Raw genomic sequence first — 24,397 nt, forward strand, 5'->3', positions numbered from 1 at the left:
GTTTCATTTACCGTACTTTTACCGTTTGTATGGTATCCTAAACGAAATAGGCTATTGTCGGCGGTGAAATGAAAGTGAACATTCTTCTGGCGGAAGATGATAAGAAGCTGGGCAAGTTAATGAAATATGTACTGGAGAAGAAAGGCGACTACCACGTCGATTGGGTAGATAACGGCGAGGATGCGCACCACTACGCGGTCGGCTCGACTTATGACGTGCTGGTTCTGGATTGGATGATGCCTCGCAAGGATGGAATTGACGTTTGCAAAAGCTTGCGAGCGGCCCAATACCGTCAGGCTATCCTTCTGTTAACGGCGAAGGATGCGCTCCAAGATAAAATCCTCGGCTTGGATGCCGGGGCAGATGACTATCTCACGAAGCCCTTCGAGATGGAGGAGTTGCTCGCCCGTCTCCGCTCGCTCACGCGGCGAAACTTTGCCCCTATTCAGGCGGAGGTGGTGACGTTCGGGCAGTTTATGCTGAAGCGGTCGTCCCGTCAATTGTTCCGAAGAGGGGAAGAGATCTTCCTCAGCCAGCGGGAGTACCAGCTGCTCGATTTGTTTCTTCAGAATCTCGGCCATGCGCTGACGAGGGACGTTATATTAGATCGCGTCTGGGGCGTTGGCAGCGAGGTATCCAACAAGAATGTGGATGTAACGGTCAAAATGCTTCGGGACAAGCTGGAGGCTGTACAAGGGGAGACGATGATCCAGAGCGTCAGAGGGGTAGGCTACCGATTTGAAGCCTAAACGACCGGCGCTCAAGACAGACATGTTCGTTAAATCGAGAAGGAAGTTAACCTATACGTACACCTGGCTGATTATTCTCTTCTTGGTCGTATTTTCAATGATCGTTTCCGCCATATTCCTGGGAATGGCTTATCGGGAGCAGCAAGAATCCATTATGTCAACGTTGTTTGCGACGACAGAGAAGGGTAACGTGGCGATTCCTGATTTATCGAACTCCCGCGGAGACGACTTGTACTTTTTCTATGTCCTGGATGACCAAGGAAATGTGCTGGCAGGCAGCTCTGCCTATCCGCAATTGGATAACATGAATATACAGAAGATCATTAGGTGGCATCCTCGAGATGTTTCGTTCCGATTGGACTGGCAGCCGGAGACTCATGTGGAAGTGCGCCAACGCGTTGACATTGAAATCGAACCGAAATTAACGCCGAAAGCTCCGAGGGTACTGATGGCTGGGGAGCGGCTGCTCTATGTTGGCGCGCGCCCGGTTATGCTCGATAACGGTACGATAGCCGTCATTTATGCCGCCAAAGACGTGACCTTCTATTATGAGGTGTTTCGAAACCTGCTTGTGGTGTTTCTCCTTATACTCGTCGTCTTCATCATGGCCGCGGTATGGTTGAGTAATTCCATGTCCAAGAAAGCGATGATCCCGATTCAGCAAGCATACCGGCAGCAGCAGCAGTTTCTGGCAGATGCGTCGCATGAGCTTCGGACGCCGCTGAGTATTATGAATACGTCGCTGGATGTCATCGAGCTTGAGAATGGGCAAGACTTCTCTGCCTTTACCAAGGAAGTCGTCGTGGATATGAAAGAGGAAGTCGGGCGCATGAGCCGAATGGTTCAGCACTTGTTGCTGCTCGCTCGATCCGATGCAGGCTCTGTCGAATTCGAGAAGGCTTCGTTTGACTTGGTTCCGAAGGTCAGGCAGTGGGTGCAGACGATCGATGCCGTTGCTCACAAGAAGCAGATTTCGTTAAAGGCCGAGCTGCCTGAACAATTGGCGGTTACGGGAGACGTGGAGCGAATCAAACAGCTGGTGTACATCCTCTTGGACAATGCGATCAAGTACACACCCGAAGGCGGGACGGTTGATGTCGCCTTGAGCAGCAGTCCCAAACAATGGTCACTATCGATTAGAGATACGGGCATGGGCATTCCTGAGCATGCGATACCTCGGATCTTCGATAGATTCTATCGGGTGGAGGAGCACCGTTCGCGGGAAGAAGGAAGCGCGGGACTTGGACTATCGATCGCCAAATGGATTGCCGAATCCCATCAAGGGTCGATCGAAGTGAAAAGCGCGTTAGGTGAAGGAAGTACGTTTATCGTGAGATTTCCCCTCGTATAGAATCATAGGCCCTTTCTCAATGCATGTTGAGGAAGGTTTTTTTTTGCCTATTTACCGTACTTTTACTTTCTAAGTCTATAGTGAGAGCTGTAAGAAGAACATTGACGCGAGAGGATGGATGAGAGATGAGGTCCGGTAAATCTTGGATCAAGAGAGTGCTTCTCATAGCTGTTGTTATTGTCGTTGTTGGCATTGGAGTGAAATTCGCTTCAGGTGGTGACGTATCGGTTCATCAGACCGCCATTAAGCATGTGCAATTAAAGGATGAACCATTCCTGCCAAGAGGTGATGAAAGAAGTATAGGCGGCATGCCCAGAGGCGAAGGGAGAGATATCGTTGTTGCCGGACCGGAGTTTGGACCTGTAAAAGCGATGCGCATAGACGGACATCCGCGCGAAGAGTGGAATGCCGGCGTGGCCATAGTCGGCACGATCCTAATTGCCGGATTGCTCTTCTTGATTCTCAAGCGCAGAAAGAAATCGCCATCCCAATCCCATGAGCCGCTTCATGTAAGCGCAGCTGCGCCGATGCTGACTTCCACTTCCGATTTCCTGGACCAATGGGAAAGAAATCATTCTGCTAATGCAAAGGAGTCGAACTGAATATGGGCATTTTCAAACGAGTAAAAGATTTGTTTCTGGCGGAAACGAACGGGCTTCTGGACAAGTGCGAACAACCCCTTAAGATGGTGGATCAATATATTCGCGAGTTTGAACTGGAGCTTGCAAAAGGACAGCGGGCATTGGCGAATCAACTGTATATTGAGAAAAGACAAGCTGCCCTAATCGCCGAGACCGAGGCCATCATTGAGAAGCGAGATCGCCAGGCCAAGCTTGCGGTGAAGCAAGATGAGGAGCATATCGCGAAGCTGGCGCTGCAAGAAAAGCTGATGCATGAGAAGAAACTGGCGGCTTACAGCGCCCAGCATGCAACCATTCAGGAACAAACGAAGCTGCTGGAAGATAGAATCGGACAGCTGCTTGTGCAATCGGAGGAGTACAATCATCGCCGCCTGCTGCTTGCATCTCGGGCTAATGTTGCCAGCTCGCTGAAGGAATTGAATCAGAATGTCGTATCCTTTCAAACCGAGAATGTTGCCAAAGGATTTGCCCGCGCGGAAGACAGAATCTTGATGATCGAAGCCGAGATGGAGGCGATGGCTCATTTCTCTTCCCCGGTCAAACGATCGGCTCCTCAATATTTGGATCCAAGTCTTACGGCAGACATCGACAAGGAATTGGATGAGCTGAAGCAGCAACATACTCAGGAATAGCTGGCCGGGCATGTAGGAGAAACTTTCTTAACGATACGAGGCGTCCCTTAAGGGGCGCCTTTTCGATTTATCGAGTTCAGAAGAAAAAATGGGATAAACTACATGAATGCGCGAGTGCCGTCCCAAAAGGTCGTCAAAGTGATAGGAACTCGTCGGAATAGCAATAGACGATTCCAACGCGGTTGGATAATCTGAAACGATAGGCGGAGTTTAAGCTCCTGCCGTTCGGGGGTGCACACGATTGTTCAGAAGACTGGCTTTCATCCCATGGAATTCCATTCCCGTCAAGCTTGTACTGGGTCTGTTATGTATGGCTGTCCCGCTTATCGCTTTGCTCATCTACAACAATATTTATAGTGTAAACGTCATTCATAATCAGGTCGCTGCATCGAACAAAAATTTAATGTCCATTTATATGAAGCAGATTGATGCGCAGCTAGCCGAAGCTGAGCGTCATTTGGTCAGTTTGACGATGACGGACTTGAACGTCCAAGCGATGGGGGAACAGGTGTCGGAGGATCGCTATATGCTCGCCAAGAGTGCGGTCTCCCGCAGGTTAATCTCAGACCTTACGATATATCCCTATACGGATGGGTTCTATGTCTATTCCATGACGAGGCATGATGAGGTCGAAGCCTATAAAGGCTCGCTGACCTACGCCGACCTCAGCGGAATCCGTAAGGAGATGGAAAGCAAGGTCAAGCAGCTGTCGAATCAGCCGTTTTATTTGAATGCCCAGTGGAAGGTGCAGCAGATGAATGGCAAGTTTTATCTGTACCGACTCATCCGGGATCAGAACCTTTTCGTAGGCGCTTGGGTGAAAGTGTCCACACTGCTGGAACCGCTGAAGGGAATGCGGGTCGGAGAGAAGGGGGCATTGTTTGTACTTGATGATCAAGGCCGCACCTTATACGGGACGAGGGATCTCTCCCATGAGGGATTGGACTTCGCGCGAAGCTTCGATCATTATTATTTGTCCGGCACCAGTAACGCCTATCTCATCGTCGGTGAATCTTCCGGGAAAGGCGGCTTTAGTTTAACTGCAGCCATCCCCGATCTTTCGATTCTGGAGAATCTCCCGTACCTGTCCCGGGCTACGGCAATTGTCATTGCACTTGCGCTTCTGATGCTTCCGCTTAGCTTCCTGTTCTTGCAGCAGGTGCTTCTGCTGCCGCTTCGCAAGATGGTTCGCGCGATGAGGCTCATCGGGGAAGGGAATTTCAGCTTAAGGATTGAGCCTACGCCTGCACCGGACGAGATTCAGCTGGTCAATCGGACGTTCAATACGATGATCTCTCGGATTGAAGAGCTTAAGATCCATGTGTACGAGGAGCAGATCAGCAAGCAGCGTGCGGAGCTAAAGCATTTGCAGCTGCAAATTAATCCCCATTTCTTCATGAATACCCTTAACATTCTCTATAATCTGGCACAGGTCAAGCAGTTCGGGCTGATCCAGGAGACAACGATGAGTCTCGTGCACTATTTCCGTTACATGCTTCAGAGCAATCAAACGCTTGTTACGCTAAGTGACGAGCTTCTGCATATACGCAATTACTTGCATATTCAGCAAATGCGGTTCCCGAATACGTTTGCCTACGATATCCATGTTCCCGCTTATCTGGAGAAAACCGCTATTCCTCCGCTCATGCTGCAAACGATCGTCGAGAACACGATTAAGCATGCGGTTCAAACGAATGAGCCGATACAGCTGACGATTGAAGTCGAACTGGACGATCTGGCTGAAGAACCGATGGTAAATATCGTGATCCGCGATAACGGTGAAGGCTATTCTGAAGCTGCTCTTGAAGGCAGCAGGGATGGGCGCATTCCTGTCGACGAGCGCGGAGAGCATATCGGGTTATGGAATGTAAGAGAGAGGCTGAGGCTCCAGTTTGGAGACAGAGCTCGAATGGAATGTTATAACGACGATCCTCAGGGGGCGGTGACGGAAATCATTATCCCACTGAACGCACCTATTCCGGATAACAAGGAGTGAATGTAAAGATGCGGCAGCTGCTAATAGTGGACGATGAGCCGATCGCCGTAGAAGGCCTGAAATCCGGGGTTGACTGGTCAACGATTGGCATATCCCGCGTATTAGTCGCTTACAGCGTCGATCAGGCGATCGAGGTATTCGGTCAGGAGACGATCGATATTCTGCTCTGTGACATCGAAATGCCGAAGAGTACGGGGATTCAATTACTGGAGTGGGTACGCAAGCATCATCCCGCAACAGAGACCATCTTCCTGACCTGTCATGCCGATTTTCAATATGCCAGACAAGCGATTCACCTCGGCAGTCTGGACTATTTATTGAAACCCATTCCCTATAAAGACCTTGAAGCCGTAATTGTCAAAGCAATCCGTAAACTGGACGAGAAGCGGCGGCAGAGCGAGTTTAGCCAATTCGGCAAGTTCTGGCTGCAGCATCAGCCGATGATGATTGAGCGATTCTGGCTGGATATCTTAAACCAAACGATACCGTCGCAGGAGCAGGCGATCTTGAAGGCTGCCGAAGAACGCAACATTCCCTATTCCGGGAATTTGATTTTCTTTCCCATTCTGCTTCGCATGCGCAGGTGGGATCAGGAATATACCCTTCGCGACAAGAAAACGATGGAATACGCGCTTCGCAAAGCAGCAGAGGAGATTCTAATCGCGCGGCCGGAACGAGGCTTCCTCCTCACGCCGGGCGAAGATCTGCTGCTGGTTGTTCTAAACGGCGAGGAAGAATCATCGGCCGGAGAAGCGCCGAGTCCGATGAATAAGCTGTGCGACACTTATATTGAAGCCTGCAAAACCTATTTTCAATGCGATGTCTCTTGCTACATTGGGGATAAGGCTGCGGGACATGAGATGGCCGCTCAATATCAACGATTGCTGAGGCTTGATTCGGATAACGTTGCCTACGACAATCATGTCTTCTTCCTCGCGGAGCAGCCTGCGAAGCCGGACCCGCATGATCTGCCGGATATGAGTCTCTGGGGAATGATGCTGAAAGAAGGCGCGCGCAGCAAAGTGATTGAAGAAGCGCAGCTCTACATCGAGAAGAAGGTACAAGCAGGGAGGCTTACGACGAAGCTGCTAACCCCGTTCATTCAAAATTTCAATCAGATGGTCCTCTACGTGCTTCAGGTCAAAGGGATACTCGCTCATCAGCTGCTTAGCGACCCTGTTTCCGTCGATCTGTCGAGCCGTGCGTCCCGATCGGCCAAAGATGCACGGATATGGATTCGCTATATCGTAGAGAAATCGCTCGATTTTGCCGAATCCTTAGAGCATTCGCCAAGCGTCGTCGAGCAGGTGAAAGCCTACATTCAGCAGAACTTGGCCGAAGTTATCTCGCGGGAAGATATAGCCAGCCATGTCTATTTGAACCCGGACTACTTGACCCGCATCTTCAAGCGAGAGACAGGCATGTCCATTTCGGATTATTTACTGAAGCAGCGGTTAGGTATCGCCGCGGAATTGCTCGCGAATACGGATTTGTCGGTCAGTGCGATCGCCCAGCGGATCGGTTACGCGAATTTCTCGCATTTCTCCCGTATGTTCAAGAAGTACATGCAGGTTAATCCGCTCGAATACCGTCAATCCTCCGGGCATCAGATAAAGTCGGGAAAGTGATACATGGAAGTCGTGATCCGAGCAGAGTCCGCCAAGAGCTTGCCTTACAATGATAGTAGTTTCAACTATCTAGATAAAAAGGCGGGGAATTGAAAATGAGAAAATCAAGAACAGCGGTTGTATCCCTACTACTGCTTACAGCGATGACACTGACTGCTTGCGGCGGCAACAACAATGCCGGCAGCAACACAGCAAATGACGGCGCGGCCAATGACACGGGGACAAGCACCAACTCGTCACCGGCCAAGGACAGCGGCCCCATCGAGAACATTACAGTAGCCTATCCCATGATCAACAGCGCGCAGAAAGATACGCAGCTGGTTGAGGATGCCATTAATAAAATCACCGAAGTGAAGATTCAGACGCATGTTAAACTGAATCCCATCGGTGCCGGCGAGTGGGCGCAGCAATTGAACCTGATGTTCACCAGCAATGCAGCGATGGATTTGATCCCCGTGTTCGGTACGGCTTACAGCGGGATGGTCGCGAAGTCGCAACTTGTTCCGCTTAATGAGCTATTGGATCAACATGGGTCCGGTATTCGTGAGGCGCTTGGCGAAGATTACTTGGGAGCAACTAAAATCAAAGGGGAGTCGTACGCTGTGCCGACGATTCGCGATTTGGCCGTCAGCTATGGGTTCTCGATGGTGAAGAGTCTGGCTGACAAATACAATATTGACGCCAATGCCATCAAAACGCTGGATGACTTCGAGGAAGTATTAACGACGGTGAAGAACGGGGAGAAGACTTTTGCTCCGCTTGTCCCGGCATCGGCAGGTAACTCTTATTTGGACACTTATGTGTTCTTTGACCGTCTGGGTGACAGCATTGGCGTTCTGCCGAACTATGACAACGATCTTAAAGTCGTAAATCTCTATGAATCACAGGACTATAAGGATTTTCTGACCAAGGTACGGAAATGGTATCAAGATGGTCTGGCGATGAAGGATGCGGCGACGAACAAGACGTCTACATTCGAGCTCGTGAAGTCCGGCAAAGCCTTCGGCACGCTCTCTTCCTTGAAACCGGGCTTTGCGGCGCAAGAGAAACAAGCAACAGGCATCGATTACGTGGTTTCCGAGAGCATTCCACCTGTCGCAACGACAAGCAGCGTAACCGGCGTTATGTGGGGCATTCCGATCAATTCGAAGCAGCACGAGAAAGCCATGCAGTTCCTGAACCTGATGTACACAGACAAGGATATCGTCAATCTGTTCGATTGGGGTATTGAAGGCAAGCACTATGTGAAAGGACAGGACAATGTGATCAAGTATCCGGAAGGCGCCGATATTGCGACGCTCGGCTATTCGAATCCATTGGGTTATTTGTTTGGAAATCAGTTCCTATCCTATGTCATGGATGGTAATGATCCGGAAATTTGGAGCAAAATGCAGGTGTACAATGAGAGTGCAAAACACTCCAAAGCGCTTGGTTTCGTGTTCGATTCGACACCGATCAAGACGGAATACGCGGCCGTATCGAATGTCGTTACCCAATACAAGCTGCCTCTTGAGACGGGGAGTGTGGATCCAGACAAAATTTTGCCTGAATTCATCAGCAAGCTGAAGTCGGCGGGAATCGATAAGATCATCGCCGAGAAGCAGAAGCAATTGGATGAGTGGGCGAAGAGCGCTGCTCAATAAGAACGTTTCGCCTTAATTCCTCACATAATTTCTGACCCGGTCATCCCTTTGGCCGGGTTTTTATTTTGCTAAACAGGAGGTCGGAAAAGCGCATGGAGGAAGTCGTACGAACGGTAGTGGGGCTGCCATGAATCGAGTAACATGAGGAAGCTAACGACACAGTCAACCAGAAAGGGGAGGAATGAATTGTATACGGTTTTGCCAGTCAGAAAGCGAAGAAACCTTCGCCGTTTTATACCGCTCTACGTGATGCTGCTGCCCGGGTTCGCTTATCTCATCATCAATAACTACTTGCCGCTCTTCGGTCTCTCGATCGCCTTCAAGGATGTTAATTATGCGAAGGGGATCTGGAACAGCGATTGGATCGGTTTTCGTAACTTCGAGTATTTGTTTAAGACCGATGATGCTTTCGTTATTACACGAAATACCTTGCTTTACAATGCGGTCTTCATCGTGGTTGGCCTTGCGCTGGCTATCGCGATCGCCATTATGTTGAACGAAATTAAGAGCAAGCTCGCCTCGCGGCTGTATCAGAGCGTCATCCTATTGCCGTTTCTGATCTCGATTATCCTGGTCAGCTACTTGGTTTACGCCATGCTCAGCATGGAGACGGGCTTCGTGAATCGCACGCTGCTGCCTGCGCTCGGATTGAACCCGATCGATTGGTACAACGAGCCAAAGTATTGGCCTTATATCTTGACGTTCGTTCATCTGTGGAAAGGGGCGGGCTACTCGTGCATCGTGTTTCTGGCCGCTATTCTCGCGATTGATCCGGAATATTACGAGGCGGCGCGTCTGGACGGCGCATCCAAGTGGATGCAGATTCGCAAGATTACGATCCCGATGATTACACCGGTCATCATTATGCTGATGCTGCTTGGCATCGGCAGGATCTTCTATTCCGATTTCGGGTTGTTCTACCAGGTGCCGATGAATGCAGGCGCACTGTTCTCGACGACGAATGTCATCGACACCTACGTCTTTCGAGGCCTGCTGCAGCTTGGCGATATCGGTATGTCTTCCGCGGCCGGCTTCTATCAATCGTTTGTCGGCTTTGTACTCGTTCTGATCTCTAATTATATTGTCCGTTTGATCAACAAGGATAACGCCTTGTTTTAACGCTGAATTGAAGGAGGTACCTCACATGGATCACGAAAACCGGGGATGGCACTGGATGTCTCATATCATCATGATTTTACTTTCGCTCGCCTGCATTCTTCCGTTGGTTTTGCTGTTTATGGCATCCATCACCGATGAGCAGACGATCGTCGCGAACGGCTATTCGTTCTTCCCATCGCAATATAGCATGAACGCATATGAATATATCTGGCAGCAATCCGGCCAAATATTCCACGCTTACGGGGTCACGATACTGACTACGATCGTGGGGACGGCTGCGAGCCTGATCATTACCTCGCTGCTGGCTTACCCGCTCTCAAGACGGGATTTGCCGGGCGGACAGACGCTGGCTTTCCTTGTTTTCTTTACATTGCTGTTCAATGGCGGGCTTGTTCCTACCTACATGGTGTACACACAGATGATCGACATTCGCGATTCATTCTTAGCGCTGTTAATTCCATGGCTGCTCATGAACGGGTTTAATGTGCTGCTGATGAGGACGTTCTTTGCCACTACGATTCCGGGAGCGGTTTTGGAATCAGCGAATATTGACGGAGCGGACGAGTTTCGGATTTATTGGAAAATCGTGCTGCCGCTCTCCATGCCCATCATGGCGACCATCGGGATGTTTCAAGGACTTGCCTACTGGAACGATTGGAACAACGGTCTCATATTCGTCTACGATCCCGATCTGTTCAGCTTGCAGAACGTACTGAACCGCATCATGAACAACATTCAGTTCCTGACGAGCAACAGCAATATCAGCTCCAGCGCGGCGCTCAAGCAGCTGCCGAGCGAAACGTTCCGCATGGCGATCGCAGTCATCGGTATCGTGCCGATTCTGATCGCATATCCGTTTTTCCAGAAATATTTCGTTAAAGGCATCACAATTGGCGCCGTCAAAGGGTGATTGCCTCCCAATTAGATTAGCGCATACAAGGAGGTTTGCATTCATGCTTGGCATATGGTATTCGATCATCGAGACGCCGCGAATGAAGCTGAAGCTTCAGTTCAAGGTGTCCCGGAAAGACGGTTATACGCTCGATATGGCGATGCAGCCGATCACGCTGCCGCTCCTTATTGATGAAGTCGAAGTACAAGGGAACACGCTGAAGGGAACGGGAAATGTCTTCTGGAAGCCGGACGAGGCGATTAGGCTGCACGTGACCTTCGAGGGAAATACGTTCAGCGGCAGCATCCATCTGCCCATGTTCGGCACTTACGAGTTGAAGGGAGAACGGGGGCGTGGACCGTCTCTATCGGCTTCGCTTCAAGCTGAGGTGGCACCTTACCGTAAGCAAGGCATCGTCGAGCCCCGCAGTGAAGCCGAAATTCAAGCGTTGGTGGAGCAGCTGCTCGAACGGTTGACGCTTCAGGAGAAAATCGGTCAGATGAGTCAGTGCCAATCTTCGAACTTCTCGTTCGGCGGGGAAATCGCCTCCGATCCGCCCGAGAAGCTGGTTGCAGAAGGACGAGTGGGGTCCATCCTCGGTGCGTTCGACGTCCGGCGCGTATACGAGCTGCAGAAGATCGCTGTCGAACAGTCGCCGCATGGCATTCCGCTGCTATTCAACGCGGATATCATCCATGGCGCGCAGACGATTTTCCCGGTTCCCCTGGCTTGGTCCTGCAGCTGGGATATGGAAGCCATTCGGGAAGCATGCGCCATTGCCGCTCGCGAAGCAACCGCTTCCGGTACGGTCTACAACCACGGGCCGATGGTCGACATCTCCCGTGATCCCCGCTGGGGACGCGTTGTGGAAGGAGCGGGCGAAGACCCTTATTTGGCCGGACTAATCGCTAAAGCTCAAGTTGAAGGGTTTCAAGGAAGGTCGAAGCAATCGCTGCATGATAAGGAAACGCTTGTTGCTTGTCTGAAGCATTTCATCGGTTACGGAGCATCGGAAGGCGGACGGGATTACAATTCGGTTGATCTGTCGGAGACGATGCTTCGAAATGTTTATCTGCCGCCGTTCATCGCCGGCATTCAAGCAGACGCAGCTTCGGTTATGAACGCTTTTAACATCTATCAAGGCGTGCCTGTTGCGGCCAACGTCCCGCTCATGAAGGATCTGCTGCGTAACGAGCTCGGCTTCGACGGCGTTCTCATCTCGGACTACGGGGCAATTGAGGAAATCGTGCAGCATGGACAAGCAAGAGATGCCGCGGAGGCGGCCCGGAAAGCCGTTGACGCGACGATGGATATCGAAATGGTAACTCGCGCTTTCGATCATATTCCTCAGCTGCTTGAAGCGGGTCAGCTTAAGGCGTCTCAGATTGACGATGCCGTGCGCCGGATCTTGACCCTCAAATATAAGGTCGGGTTAATGGATGATCCGTTCCGGTATGTAAGGCCGGAAGCGGAGGACGAGCTTCATTTCCACAAGGAGCATCTGGAGGCAAGCCGTCAACTGGCTCGTAAATCGATTGTGCTGTTGAAGAACGACGGCGTGCTCCCGCTGTCGGAGGCGAAATCGGCAGCACGGAAGCTCGCTTTGATCGGCCCGTTCGCGGATAGCAAAGATCTGCTCGGACCGTGGCAATTCTCCCGCTATGGGCTGGAGACCGTCACGCTGTACGAAGGTTTGGCAGCGAAGGGATATATGCCGGATCAACTGCTATATGCTCCAGGCTGCGGCGTGAACGCTCCGCTCTCCGGCGGCATTGACGCTGCACTCGCGCAAGCGAAGCAGGCGGATCTGGTCATCCTTGCGCTCGGAGAAAGCAGCGAGATGTCGGGTGAGGCGGCGTCGCGTATGCGCATTTCCCTTCCCGATGCGCAGCTTGAGCTGGCGGCTGCGATTGCCGCAACAGGCAAGCCGGTGATGCTCGTGCTTACGAACGGCAGGCCCTTGGAGCTCGAATGGTTCGACAAGCATATGAATGCCATCGTGGAAACGTGGTTCCTCGGCTCTCAGGCCGGACATGCAATTGCCGATGTGCTGTGCGGAGACTTTAATCCGTCCGGCAGGCTGACGATGAGTTTCCCTGTTCATGGCGGACAGGTGCCTGTCTACTACAACCACTTCCGTACCGGACGACCGGTGACGCAAGCGAATACCCAGCAGAAATTCATTTCGAAATATATCGACGGCCCGAACGAACCTTTGTATCCGTTCGGTTATGGACTCAGCTACTCTCGGTTTGCTTACGGCGAAGTGAAGCTGAACGCGAATGTAATGGAGCTTGACGGCAGCATCACAGCAAGCGTCAACGTAAGCAATGTTGGAAGCCTTGCAGGCATTGAAACCGTACAGCTCTATATTCAAGACGTCTGCGGAAGCATTGTGCGGCCGGTCAAAGAATTGAAGGGCTTCACGCGGATTGAGCTTGAGCCGGGCGAGAATCGGAATGTGACATTCGAGATCGCAGCTGCGGATTTGATTTTCTGGTCCCCGACTGCCGGTTATGCGGCGGAACCCGGGGAATTCCGGGTGATGATTGGCCCTGACAGCCGCCGAGCGGAGCAATATGAGGTGTTCGAGTTAATCGAGGTAGCCAAAGTTACGGAGGGGATCGGGCATGCATGAAAGTCGTGATATGAAGTCGTTGATTTCGCAAATGACGCTGGAAGAGAAGGCGAGCCTATGCTCGGGGTCCGACACCTGGCATACGCGCGGCATCGAACGGCTTGGCATTCCATCGGTCATGATGACGGATGGCCCCCATGGTCTTCGTAAGCAGAAGGCTTCGGCCGATCATCTCGGTCTGTTCGACAGTGTGCCGTCGACGTGTTTTCCATCGGCGGCCGGCGTAGCCAGCTCCTGGAACCGAGCCTTAATCCAGCGCATGGGCGAGGCGCTCGGGATTGAATGTCAGGCGGAGGAGGTCGGCGTACTGCTCGGTCCCGGCGTGAACATTAAACGATCGCCGCTGTGCGGGCGTAATTTCGAGTACTTCTCCGAGGATCCGTTCCTGTCCTCCGAGATGGCGGCGAGTCATATTGCCGGCGTCCAAAGTCAGGGCGTCGGTGCCTCGCTGAAGCACTTCGCGGCGAACAATCAAGAGCATCGCCGCATGACGTCCGACTCCGTTGTCGACGAGCGGACGCTGCGCGAAATTTATTTGGCCAGCTTCGAAGGTGCGGTGAAACAGGCGCAGCCTTGGACCGTCATGTGCGCTTACAACAAGGTGAACGGCGAATACGCCTCTGAGAATAAGCAGCTGCTGACCGATATTCTGAAGGACGAGTGGGGTCACGAAGGTTTCGTCGTGTCAGACTGGGGTGCGGTTGAAGACCGGGCGAAGGGGCTTGCAGCAGGACTGGAGCTGGAAATGCCGGCGAGCAACGGTGAAGGCGATCTCCGGATATTGGAGGCGATCCGAAACGGCGAGATGACCGAGAAGGAGCTGGATGATGCGGTTGAACGCATCCTGAAGATCGTGTTCAGAGCGGTCGATAGCCGGCGTCCGGGAACGACATTCGACCAGGCTGCCCATCATAGGCTGGCGCGGGAGGTCGCGCAAGAGAGCATGGTGCTGCTGATGAACGAAGACGATATTCTTCCGCTTCGTAAAGGCTCGAAGCTCGCGATTATCGGTGCGATGGCCAAGGAGCCGCGTTATCAAGGCAGCGGCAGCTCCCAGATCAGGCCCACGCAGATGGACGATATCATCGCGGAGCTGGGGAAATCCGCAGGGGAAGCGGCGGAGCTTGTTTTTGCGAAAGGGTACGAGTCGGATGCGGATGAAGCGGATTCCCAATTGACTGCGGAAGCCGTAAAAGCAGCTTCGGATGCCGAAGCCGCTGTGCTGTTCGCGGGATTGCCGAAGCGGTATGAGTCGGAAGGCTTCGATCGCAGGCATCTGCGGATGCCTGCGAATCAGATTGCTTTAATAGAAGCGATAGCTGCGGTACAGCCGAATTTGATCGTCGTATTGTGCAATGGCGCTCCTGTCGAGATGCCTTGGTTGGCATGTGCCAAAGGCGTGCTGGAAGCCTACTTGGGTGGACAGGCCATGGGCGGCGCGGTCGCGGATCTGCTGTTCGGGGATGCGAACCCGTCGGGACGGCTTGCGGAGACATTCCCGGTGCAGCTGAGCGATAACCCGTCTTATCTGTTTTATCCCGGCGAGGGAGATCGCTCCGAGTACCGCGAGGGAATCTTCGTCGGATACCGGTATTATGACAAGAAGAATGTGCAGCCGCTATTCCCGTTTGGTTACGGACTCAGCTATACTGCTTTTGCTTACTCGGATCTAACCTTGGACAAGAAAACGATGAGGGATACGGATATGCTTCAAGTTTCGGTAAAGGTGACGAATACGGGTCCTCGTGCCGGCAAAGAAGTCGTGCAGCTGTATGTATCCGACGAGGTAAGTACGGTTATTCGGCCGGACAAGGAGCTGAAAGGCTTCGACAAGGTTGAGCTTGAACCCGGAGAAACCAAAACCGTCTCGTTCGAGCTGAACAAACGCTGCTTCGCCTATTACGATACGGAAGCAGAGGAATGGACGGTAGAATCAGGCGTCTTCAAGCTGCTTATTGGCCATTCTTCCCGTGAGATCATGCTGACAGAGGAAGTGTCCGTAATCTCTACTTCTGATCGTAAGCTGTCGTTCCATCGCAACTCCACGCTGTCGGAGCTAAGCAGAACTCCGGCCGGCGAGGCGTTCGTGCAGCGACTGATCGCGAACTTGCCGTTTGCTTCCGCGCTCCATTCCGAGCATGCCGCATTGCTCAAAGCTTTCTTAGAGCATATGCCCTTACGCGGCCTGCTTTCTTTCAGCGGAGGCAAGTTCACGGAAATCCAGCTCGCGGCGGTCATTCGCGGCTTGAACGGGGAGGATGCATCATAATGACATGCCCGGTCTATCTGTATCCGCAGCCGCGTTCCTACACAAGTTCAGGAGAAAGCTTCCCTTCCGCAGCTCAGTTTGAATTGAAGGCGTCGGGGCCGAAAGCTGCTCGTTTCGCTGAACAAACCGGAGTGAAGGAGCGACTTGAAGCATCGTTACAAGCCGCCGCTTCAGTAATGGAAGGCATTGCGCCTTCCGTGCAAGCTGTCGTGGAAGTCCAAGAAGGACTTCATCCCCAAGGGTACGTCGTGGAATGGAACGTGAACGGCTTGCGTCTCGCAAGCTCCACCGCCCAAGGCTTGCATTACGCGCTGCTGACCGCTGCGCAGATGATCGAAGGTCAGCGTGGATACGCGACATGGTTACACTGCTTGATCGAGGACGAGCCGGACTATCCGGTAAGGGGCGTCATGCTCGACATCGGTCGGAACAAAATTCCGAAGATGGAAACCTTGTTCGCCTTCATCGACCTGCTGTCTGGGATGAAGATCAATCACCTTCAGCTCTACACGGAAGGCTTCAGCTTCAACTACAGCAAGTATGCTGAATTGTTCCCGGGAGAAACGCCGATGACAGCCGACGAATATCGCGAGCTGGATATCTATGCGAAGGCGCGTTATATCGATCTCGTGCCGAATCAGAACTGTCTTGGCCATATGGGGCCATGGCTGGCGAAGCCGGAGTTCAGAGACCTTGCGGAACATCCGGACGGATTGCCGGCACCGGCGCCGCTTCCGTTCAAGCTGCCGCCGATGACGCTGAATCCGTTAGACGAACGTTCCATAGCGCTCGTACAAGATATGTTCGATGCCTTGCTGCCGAACTTCTCTTCCGAGTACGTGAACATCAACATGGACGAGCCGTTTGGCCTCGGTACAGGTGCCAGTAAGGAGCGAGCTGACGAGATCGGGGTTGGTGCGCTGTATTTGGACTATGCGAAACAGGTCTTTGACATTGCGCGCAGTCACGGGATGAAAACATTGATGTGGGGCGACGTGCTCGCTCATCATCCGGAAATCGTCAAGCATCTGCCGGAGGACGTAACCGTGCTTCACTGGAACTATGACGCTCCGGTTCCGTTCGAACCGCGCTGCAAGATGTTACAGGAGAACGGAATTCCTTTCTATGTTTGTCCGGGAACGAGCTCCTGGTCGTCGATATCCGGACGCACCGACAATATGCTCGGCAACATCGCGGATGCGGCGCAGACCGGCAAAACCTATGGTGCCGGCGGTTTCATTGTCGCGGATTGGGGAGATGCCGGTCATTGGCAAGCGCTGCCGATCAGCTACCCGGGCTTCGCTTATGCGGCAGGCGCAAGCTGGCAGACCGAGACCAATATAGATCGACTGCTGCCGTTCGAATACCATGTTGCGATGCGGATGCTGCAGGACCGGAGCGGCGGCGGGGCTAAGCTTCTGTTGGAAATGGGACGTTACTATCATCTGGAGCGCAGCACGATGGAGAATATGACGTACACGAGCCATCTCATGAATCGGGGACTGTCCGATCGAGCTAAGCTGGAACGGGAAATGGAAATCATGGTGGATGTCTTCCGAATGCTCGGTGGCAGCGGGAAGCCATTTCGGCTTGATTACCGCTACTCGGAGATGGAAGACTGGCTGCGGGCACGCCGCATGGAGCTCGACTGTCTCGAGCTCGCCGGAGCGGATGCGGATATACTGAGAGACGAGCTTGTGAACACGCTTCTGCTGATCGAGCAAGGTGCCGGACTTCATAAGTATATTTACCGTCAGGCGCTGCCTGATGTACCGTCCGAGATCGCTTGGCTGGAACAGCTTGAAGAGCAGCTTGAGCTCGCGACAGCGGAATTCAAGCGGTTATGGCTTGTTCGCAACCGCGAGGGTGGATTGACTGCCAGCACGGCGGCTTTCGCAAAGCTGCTTAATCAATACTCCGAAAGGCTGCAGGAGCTGAACAACCAATCTTAACAAACGCGAAATGCCAACTTAACGGCCGTCGGATGAGGATCCGGCGGCCTTCTGTTTTCTGGAAATCCAACGCTGCTGTTTCATATAAATAGGATGAGGGTAAGTAATGGCTTGCCCGAAGTGAAGGCGGATATGGCAAATTATTCTTCTCATTATTCTCACTTTTTTCTCATTATTAACTCTTATTTGTACTTGTGCAGTGTGCAAAAGCACCATGTCCGATACTACTAAGGGGAGTGTTTCAGCTAAAATATGTAAATAATACTTAAATTTTATTTAAAGATATGATTTTGAGGGTTGCTCATAGTCCCACTTCGCCAAGGTTCTCTATAACCCCTAATTGGGTAATGAGGCCCAATCGTCAGAAGCGCCAAGAATCGGCCCGAACGACGCTATTGAGAATCGTTCTCTTTCCTAGCGCAGTGCTCTGCTATCTCGTTTTTGCTCTTACAAAAAGATTACAGGAGCTAACCTCGTTCGTTAGCTATCTACTCCGTATTCGACAAACGATGGGTATCCGCAATTGAGTCCAAGGTCACTGTATACCTGTAAACGAACGGTTAACAAAATCAGTACTCCTGCATTATGTCCATGTCAACCTTCTCAAGGTATGTTGAGATGAGGAGCCCATTGTCCGATTTTGGATATCCATGACGAAAACTTAAGATTCTCTCATATTGTTCATAGTATGAGCACTCCATAACCGGAAGTGGTTTTCAAATGAATGGCAAGAAAGGTGATGATAACGATGGCAATTCAGATCGAGTCAGAACGATTCTTAATCGAGGAGCGTAACCGGATCGCTGAGGAACTGCATGATCGTGTTTCCCAGCATTTGTTCGGTATCATTTACGCCATTCAGTCAATGAAAGGTGACTGCAACGGAATGAATGACGTCCGGACCCAAGAGCAGATGCAAGAAATTCAAGAAGCGGCACTGGCGGCTTCCCGTGAACTGCGTGCATCGATTTACAATCTGAGCTCTCGCGAGAGCGATAAGAACGACAATGCTTCCTGGATCAGCATCGTACAATCACATCTGGCCAATCAGGCCAAATTGAACGGAGTAGAAATCCGTTTCCACGCACCTAACTCGGACGACCGACTTTCTATAAATCATCAAAAAGCGCTGTATCGAATGATCCTGGAAGGGGTAGGCAATGCAATCCGCCATGGAGCGAGCAGCAGGATAACGATTCATTTGACTGTGGAGCCCCGGATTGTCAAACTCTCCATCGAAGATAACGGACGCGGCTTTAACCCTTGGCTGATCAAACCAAGCAAACCGGATTCAGGATTCGGTTTATCCAACATGCGCACGCTTGCCGCATCACTGGGCGGTAAGTTTGGAATTAGCACGAAGCAAGGGAGCGGGACTGTCATTCGGGTCTTACTGCCGATAACCGGCGTTCATAAAGCAACCGGCCAAACTACGAAAAGCGGGTGATCGACTTGAAAATCGTCATTGTGGATGACCATCATGTGGTCCGCAAAGGCCTGATCGCCGTACTGGCGCAGGAAGAAGGAATTGAAATCATCGGAGAGGCTGAGACGGTCGAAGAGGCTGTACAGCTCATAGAGACGACTGAGCCTGATCTGGCCATCGTCGATATTCGACTTGGCGACCAATGCGGCTTTGACGTGGTCGAACAGTTTCGAGATCATGGCTGCCGTTTCATGATGCTTACTTCATCTGCGGCAGAAGCGGATATTCGCCGGGCAGAGGAGTGCGGCGCTGACGGCTATGTACTGAAAGATTCCATGCCCGAGGAGCTGCTGCTCGCCATCAAGATGATTGACCGGGGAAGAAAATACTTTGATCAAGGGCTCATGGATGTCCTAATCCGTAAGGACCCGGACGATCCGCTCGAGAAGCTGACACCGAAGGAACGCAATGTGCTTTCCTCTCTGGGAGAAGGATTATCCAACAGTGCTTTGGCGCAGAAGCTGATGATCAGCGAGTCCACGGTTAAGAAACATATTAGTAATATTTTTCAAAAATTAAATGTAAATGACCGCACGCAAGCTGCTCTTTATGCGCAGTCGCGGGGAGTAGCTGCGTACGCATTGTCGGATGAGCTATCCGGAACTACTTAAAAGAGGGGCGACCGCCGCTCTTTTTGTTCTTCTTGGGGTGCCTATGGTACGAAAGTATAATTCGACTGTATCCATTGGGGGCGGCCGGACGTACAACTTGCGATGCAACAAAATTATCCTGCCGTTCAATAGTCTTGAGACGTGAAGTCGCTATACAATTAAGGTGCACAGAGGAATGGCCTTACGCCAAGGGGAAGGTCGAGCCCTGGAAGGCTGATAGCAACACATAAATAAATCAGAATATTCAGACTAAAATAGTGTTCAATCTCTACCTATGAACGCGGTATCGGAGGAACTAGCTTGGAATTACAACGATATTGGGGCATTGTCAGAAAGAAACTGTGGCTGATCGCTCTAATGGTGATAGTCAGCTGCACGCTTGTCGGCTACTACACGAGCCACTTCGTGAAACCGCAATACGAAGCTTCGACGAAGCTGATCGTAGGTCAGAGCAAGGAAGCGGATCCGAACAATTCAACCATTGATGTCGGTTCCATCAACTCCAATATATTGCTGATCAAAACCTATAAGGAAATTATCCGGACGCCGCGCGTCATGGAGAAAGTCGTAAAGGAACATCCGGAGCTGGGCGTAAGCGCGGGCGAGCTTGCTTCGAAAGTGAGTGTCAGCTCCATCAATGATACGCAGGTCATGACAATTACCGTCCGAGATACTTCTTCTGAGCGAGCGGCCAATATCGCCAACGCCATGTCGGAGGTCTTCCGCCAAGAAATTCGGACGCTTATGAAATTGGACAATATCGCGGTTCTGAACTTGGCCGATCCAACGCAACACCGAAGCCAAGTATCGCCTAATCCGGCGATGAACATGATGGTCACCTTCGTACTGGCTTTGATGGCCGGCGTCGTAGCCGCTTTTATTCTGGATCAGCTGGATAACACGGTTAAGACGGAGGAAGATGTCCAGGCACAGTTCGGAATTCCCGTGCTGGCGGATATTCCGAAAATCAAACGAAGCGTTAAGAGCACCAGCGGCCATAATGCTCAGATGAAACAGCTGTCAGGGAGGAAAAGCAATGTCTCGCTTGATGCATAGAAGTCTTATCACCGAAAACAATCCGAAGTCGGCCGTATCCGAAATTTATCGCAGCTTGCGGACGAAAATTTCGTTCTCGAACCGGGATGTAGCATTGAAGAGCGTCATGATTACGTCGGCGCTGCCGGGCGAAGGGAAGAGCACGACGGCAGCCAATGTTGCGGTCACTTACGCTCAAGCCAATAAGAGGGTGCTGCTCATCGATGCAGACCTGCGAACGCCCGTTCAGCATCATATATTCGGGCTTAATAACGATCGTTACGGGTTAAGTACGGCATTAGCCGATCACAGCGAGCTTGAAGCGGTTATTCAGCAAACAAGCATCGAGAATTTGTATGTATTGACTGCCGGGCCGGAACCGGATGGACCGTCTGAGCTGCTGGATTCGCTGGAGATGACGGCATTGCTGGAGATTGCAAAGGAGCGCTTCGATATCGTTATCATCGATACGCCTCCGATTATGACGGTTACGGATCCACTGATATTAGCCAACAAGAGCGATGGTGTCGTGCTTGTTGTGAAGCCGGGAAAAGTGAAGAACGATATAGCGGCCAAAGCTATGGCAGCACTGGAGTATGGTCAAGCAACCGTCATCGGAGCTGTTCTCAATCGCGCAGGCCGTTAGCAACCAACATCTCTGCCGATTTAAGGAAATGTCTCCTGCTCCTTTATCACCGGAGGCACTCGGTTATGCTGTGGGTCAAGCGGCCTTAGACGTTTATCGTCAGGGGTATGACGTGAGGGAGGGTTCAATGCCCTACTCTATTTTTAGATTCGATTCTTCTTATCTAGAAATACGAGCTATGTTTTACTCCATGGCGAGAAAACATAGCTCGTGTTTTTAGAACACGACATAGATACAGAAATAAATTGGATAGGGTGAGATCAATGAAAAAAGTGAGAAAAGCAATTATCCCTGCGGCTGGACTCGGTACTAGGTTTCTACCCGCAACCAAGGCAATGCCCAAAGAAATGCTTCCGATTGTCGACAAGCCGACAATCCAGTACATCGTGGAGGAAGCGATCGCATCCGGTATTGAAGACATCATCGTCGTCACGGGCAAAGGAAAACGTGCAATTGAGGATCACTTCGATATTGCCTTTGAGCTTGAGCATACGCTCGAGGAGAAAGGGAAACACGACATTCTCAGGAAAGTACAGCAGTCATCTAACGTAGAGCTTCACTATATCCGTCAGAAAGAGGCAAGAGGCCTCGGGCATGCCGTATGGTGTGCACGCAATTTTATCGGTGACGAGCCGTTCGCGGTGCTGCTCGGCGATGACATCGTCAAAGCGGATGTTCCTTGCACCAGGCAGCTCATCGAGCAATATGAACGAACGGGAAAATCCGTTATTGGTGTTCAAGCCGTTGGCGCTCACCAAACCCATCGTTACGGGATCGTAGATCCGCTTGAAAGTGCCGGACGGCTGTGCACCGTCAACCGCTTCGTGGAGAAGCCGCCATTCGGACAAGCGCCGTCGAATTTGGCGATTATGGGACGTTACGTGCTAACCCCGGATATTTTCGAATATTTGGGCCGGCATGAGACGGGAGCAGGCGGGGAAATTCAATTGACGGATGCCATTCAGAAGCTGAATGAGGATTCCGGCGTATACGCCTACGATTTCGAGGGGACTCGCTATGATGTTGGCGAGAAGCTCGGATTCATAATGACAACGATCGATTTCGCGCTCGGCAACCGCGAGCTGCGTTACCAATTAATAGAAGAGCTCGAGGAAATTCTCGAGCGGGAAAGAGCGAGTGTATCTCATGAATCGACAATTTGATCAGGAAGCTGTCATGAAGGTGTCGGAACATCGGGCTCTGCAAACGTATAACAACTTGGTTTTCTATACGCTGGTCAAACGCATGATGGATATTAGCTGTGCGCTGCTCGGATTAATTATCCTCCTGCCCTTGTTTGTGCTCATTGTAATCCTGATTAAGCTGGAAGATCCGAAAGGTTCGGCGTTCTTCTATCAAACTCGCATTGGCAAGGATGAGAAACCGTTCAAGATGTACAAGTTCCGCTCGATGGTTTCAAATGCGGAGGAGAAGCTGAAGGATTTGCTGGATAAGAATGAAATTCAAGGTGCCATGTTCAAGATGAAGGATGATCCGCGCATTACAAGGGTCGGCAAATTCATTCGGAAAACAAGCATCGACGAGCTTCCGCAGCTGGTTAACGTACTCAAAGGCGATATGTCGCTGGTAGGCCCCAGGCCACCGCTGCCAAGAGAAGTTGCAGAGTACTCGGAGTACGACAAGCTCAGGCTGACGGTGACATCGGGCTGCACGGGATTATGGCAGGTCAGCGGTCGCAATGACCTGAGCTTCGAAGAAATGGTAAAGCTGGACTTGGAATATATCCAGAAGAGAAGCGTAACAGGCGATTTGAAAATTATTTTCAAAACCTTCAAGCTTCTGCTCGGTGCCAAGGATGCTTTTTGATAGGGGGTAGGGACTGCACATGAAAACCATCATGTTTATTACGAACCGGTTTCCCTTCCCGAATACGGATGGACGGAAAAATATGCTGCTGCAATACATTCGGCAAATGAAAGAGATTTATCCGGGCAGCGAAATCGTTAATTTATCCTTCGTGGATGATGACCGGTATCTCAAGCATCGGCCGGATGAAATTGATCGATTGGTGTGTCTCGAGCTGCCGGGATTGGCTGAGAAGCTATTTAATGTCGCGATATACTCCCTGCTGCTAAGAAGATGGCCGCTTCAGGTATCTGCTTATTACAGCCGGAAGACGCATCGGAAAATCAAGGAAATTGTGCAATCGGAGAAACCGGAGCTCATCTTGTACGACATGGTGCGCGTTGCGGAATATGTGTCTGAGGAACAAGGCAGACAGGTTCTGAGCTACGATGATCTGTTATCGCTGCGCTATCGGCGGCAGCTGGAATGGTTTCATTATATCCCTTCCGCGCTTGGCGGGTTTGCGGACAAATTGCCGGGCAAGCTGAAGCGTTTAGCGGATGTGAAGTTTATTCAGAAATGGTTGATCAACCTGGAGAGCCAGCTGCTTGGCAAGTACGAGAAGCGGGTGGCGGCCCATTTTCACCATCTCATCTTCACCTCGCCGACCGAAGCGGAAAGCTTCCAGAAGGTTACCCGCCACGAATCCTGTTACGGCATTCCGATGAAGTTCGAACCGGATGGACGGCAGGGCAGCGGACCGCGCCGGTATGACCGAAACAAGCTGGTGTTCGTCGGCAAGATGGACATCCCGCATAACAGCTCCGCCGTCGTCTATTTCTGCGAACGAATATGGCCGAAGATCAAGCGGAAGGCGCCGGATGCTACCTTCTATATTGTCGGGAAGAATCCAACCGCCGAAGTACTGCAGCTGCAGGAAGCTTATCCGGGCGTAGTCGTCACAGGAGAAGTGGATGACGTGAAGCAGATTGTCAGCAATTGCGCGCTCATGATCGCTCCGCTGCTGTTCGGGACAGGCATCAAAACGAAAATCGTGGAGGCGATGTCCTGGGGCGTTCCGGTCGTAACCAATCAGATCGGCGTCGAAGGGATCAGCGCCAATCACAGCGAGGATTTATTCATCTGCGATTCGGATGACGAAATCGTTCAGAACGTACTGCTTCTACTCAGCAACCCAGAGATTAACGAGAAAGTATCGCGCAATTCGGTACGCTATGTCGCAGGTCATTTCAGCAGCTCCGTCACACGCAAACATATGGAGCTGATCTTATCATAGCTCCGA

Annotated in this window: 19 protein-coding genes; all 19 read left to right on the forward strand. The window is 51.6% G+C overall.

Annotation, left to right across the window (positions count from 1 at the left end; genetic code table 11):
- The first annotated feature begins 74 nt into the window (after nucleotides 1-74).
- The 19 genes from BM412_RS02900 to BM412_RS02990 all read left to right on the forward strand — a co-directional run bounded on the left by BM412_RS02900 (nucleotide 75) and on the right by BM412_RS02990 (nucleotide 24,391).
- A complete protein-coding gene (locus BM412_RS02900; protein WP_091220117.1) occupies nucleotides 75-749 on the forward strand; it encodes a response regulator transcription factor in 675 nt (224 codons plus the stop codon).
- Complete coding sequence (locus tag BM412_RS02905) at nucleotides 739-2,100, forward strand: sensor histidine kinase (protein WP_256256093.1); 1,362 nt, start codon at nucleotides 739-741, stop codon at nucleotides 2,098-2,100. The genes BM412_RS02900 and BM412_RS02905 overlap by 11 nt, the downstream gene beginning before the upstream one ends.
- A gap of 125 nt (nucleotides 2,101-2,225) precedes the next feature.
- A complete protein-coding gene (locus BM412_RS02910; protein WP_091213720.1) occupies nucleotides 2,226-2,702 on the forward strand; it encodes an LPXTG cell wall anchor domain-containing protein in 477 nt (158 codons plus the stop codon).
- A 2-nt stretch (nucleotides 2,703-2,704) separates the two neighbouring features.
- Nucleotides 2,705-3,373 carry a PspA/IM30 family protein gene (locus tag BM412_RS02915; RefSeq protein WP_091213723.1) on the forward strand — a complete coding sequence of 223 codons (669 nt, stop codon included), beginning with the start codon at nucleotides 2,705-2,707 and terminating at the stop codon, nucleotides 3,371-3,373.
- A 241-nt stretch (nucleotides 3,374-3,614) separates the two neighbouring features.
- Nucleotides 3,615-5,369, forward strand: a complete 1,755-nt coding sequence (locus BM412_RS02920) for a cache domain-containing sensor histidine kinase (protein WP_091213726.1) — start codon at nucleotides 3,615-3,617, stop codon at nucleotides 5,367-5,369.
- An 8-nt stretch (nucleotides 5,370-5,377) separates the two neighbouring features.
- Nucleotides 5,378-6,997 carry a response regulator transcription factor gene (locus tag BM412_RS02925; protein ID WP_091213728.1) on the forward strand — a complete coding sequence of 540 codons (1,620 nt, stop codon included), beginning with the start codon at nucleotides 5,378-5,380 and terminating at the stop codon, nucleotides 6,995-6,997.
- Nucleotides 6,998-7,092: 95 nt separating this feature from the next.
- Nucleotides 7,093-8,640: an ABC transporter substrate-binding protein gene (locus BM412_RS02930; protein ID WP_091213731.1), complete on the forward strand. Its 1,548-nt coding sequence runs from the start codon at nucleotides 7,093-7,095 to the stop codon at nucleotides 8,638-8,640.
- A 249-nt stretch (nucleotides 8,641-8,889) separates the two neighbouring features.
- The gene (locus BM412_RS02935; protein ID WP_091220120.1) at nucleotides 8,890-9,759 is read left to right on the forward strand and encodes an ABC transporter permease; all 870 of its coding nucleotides are present in this window, start codon (nucleotides 8,890-8,892) and stop codon (nucleotides 9,757-9,759) included.
- A 25-nt stretch (nucleotides 9,760-9,784) separates the two neighbouring features.
- A complete protein-coding gene (locus tag BM412_RS02940) occupies nucleotides 9,785-10,669 on the forward strand; it encodes a carbohydrate ABC transporter permease (protein WP_091213734.1) in 885 nt (294 codons plus the stop codon).
- 43 nt (nucleotides 10,670-10,712) lie between these two features.
- Entirely contained in the window at nucleotides 10,713-13,289 is a 2,577-nt protein-coding gene (locus BM412_RS02945; RefSeq protein ID WP_091213736.1) for a glycoside hydrolase family 3 N-terminal domain-containing protein, read from the forward strand.
- Nucleotides 13,282-15,558: a beta-glucosidase family protein gene (locus BM412_RS02950; RefSeq protein WP_091213739.1), complete on the forward strand. Its 2,277-nt coding sequence runs from the start codon at nucleotides 13,282-13,284 to the stop codon at nucleotides 15,556-15,558. The genes BM412_RS02945 and BM412_RS02950 overlap by 8 nt, the downstream gene beginning before the upstream one ends.
- Complete coding sequence (locus BM412_RS02955; RefSeq protein WP_091213741.1) at nucleotides 15,558-17,510, forward strand: beta-N-acetylhexosaminidase; 1,953 nt, start codon at nucleotides 15,558-15,560, stop codon at nucleotides 17,508-17,510. Before BM412_RS02950 ends, BM412_RS02955 begins: the two co-directional genes overlap by 1 nt.
- Nucleotides 17,511-18,258: 748 nt before the next feature.
- On the forward strand, nucleotides 18,259-18,957 hold the full coding sequence (locus tag BM412_RS02960; RefSeq protein WP_177245632.1) for a sensor histidine kinase: 699 nt from the start codon (nucleotides 18,259-18,261) through the stop codon (nucleotides 18,955-18,957).
- A gap of 5 nt (nucleotides 18,958-18,962) precedes the next feature.
- Entirely contained in the window at nucleotides 18,963-19,607 is a 645-nt protein-coding gene (locus BM412_RS02965) for a response regulator (RefSeq protein WP_091213748.1), read from the forward strand.
- Between the two features lie 300 nt (nucleotides 19,608-19,907).
- Nucleotides 19,908-20,663, forward strand: coding sequence for a YveK family protein (locus tag BM412_RS02970; RefSeq protein ID WP_177245633.1), 756 nt, complete (start codon nucleotides 19,908-19,910; stop codon nucleotides 20,661-20,663).
- Entirely contained in the window at nucleotides 20,644-21,288 is a 645-nt protein-coding gene (locus tag BM412_RS02975; protein WP_091213753.1) for a CpsD/CapB family tyrosine-protein kinase, read from the forward strand. Before BM412_RS02970 ends, BM412_RS02975 begins: the two co-directional genes overlap by 20 nt.
- 263 nt (nucleotides 21,289-21,551) lie before the next feature.
- A complete protein-coding gene (gene galU / locus BM412_RS02980) occupies nucleotides 21,552-22,451 on the forward strand; it encodes a UTP--glucose-1-phosphate uridylyltransferase GalU (protein ID WP_091213754.1) in 900 nt (299 codons plus the stop codon).
- Nucleotides 22,452-22,464: 13 nt separating this feature from the next.
- Nucleotides 22,465-23,115, forward strand: a complete 651-nt coding sequence (locus BM412_RS02985) for a sugar transferase (RefSeq protein WP_256256343.1) — start codon at nucleotides 22,465-22,467, stop codon at nucleotides 23,113-23,115.
- Nucleotides 23,116-23,134: 19 nt separating this feature from the next.
- The gene (locus BM412_RS02990; protein ID WP_091213760.1) at nucleotides 23,135-24,391 is read left to right on the forward strand and encodes a glycosyltransferase family 4 protein; all 1,257 of its coding nucleotides are present in this window, start codon (nucleotides 23,135-23,137) and stop codon (nucleotides 24,389-24,391) included.
- Nucleotides 24,392-24,397 lie beyond the last annotated feature (6 nt).

It is taken from the genome of Paenibacillus sp. BC26, from assembly GCF_900116125.1.
In the GTDB taxonomy this organism is placed as follows: domain Bacteria; phylum Bacillota; class Bacilli; order Paenibacillales; family Paenibacillaceae; genus Paenibacillus_Z; species Paenibacillus_Z lignilyticus.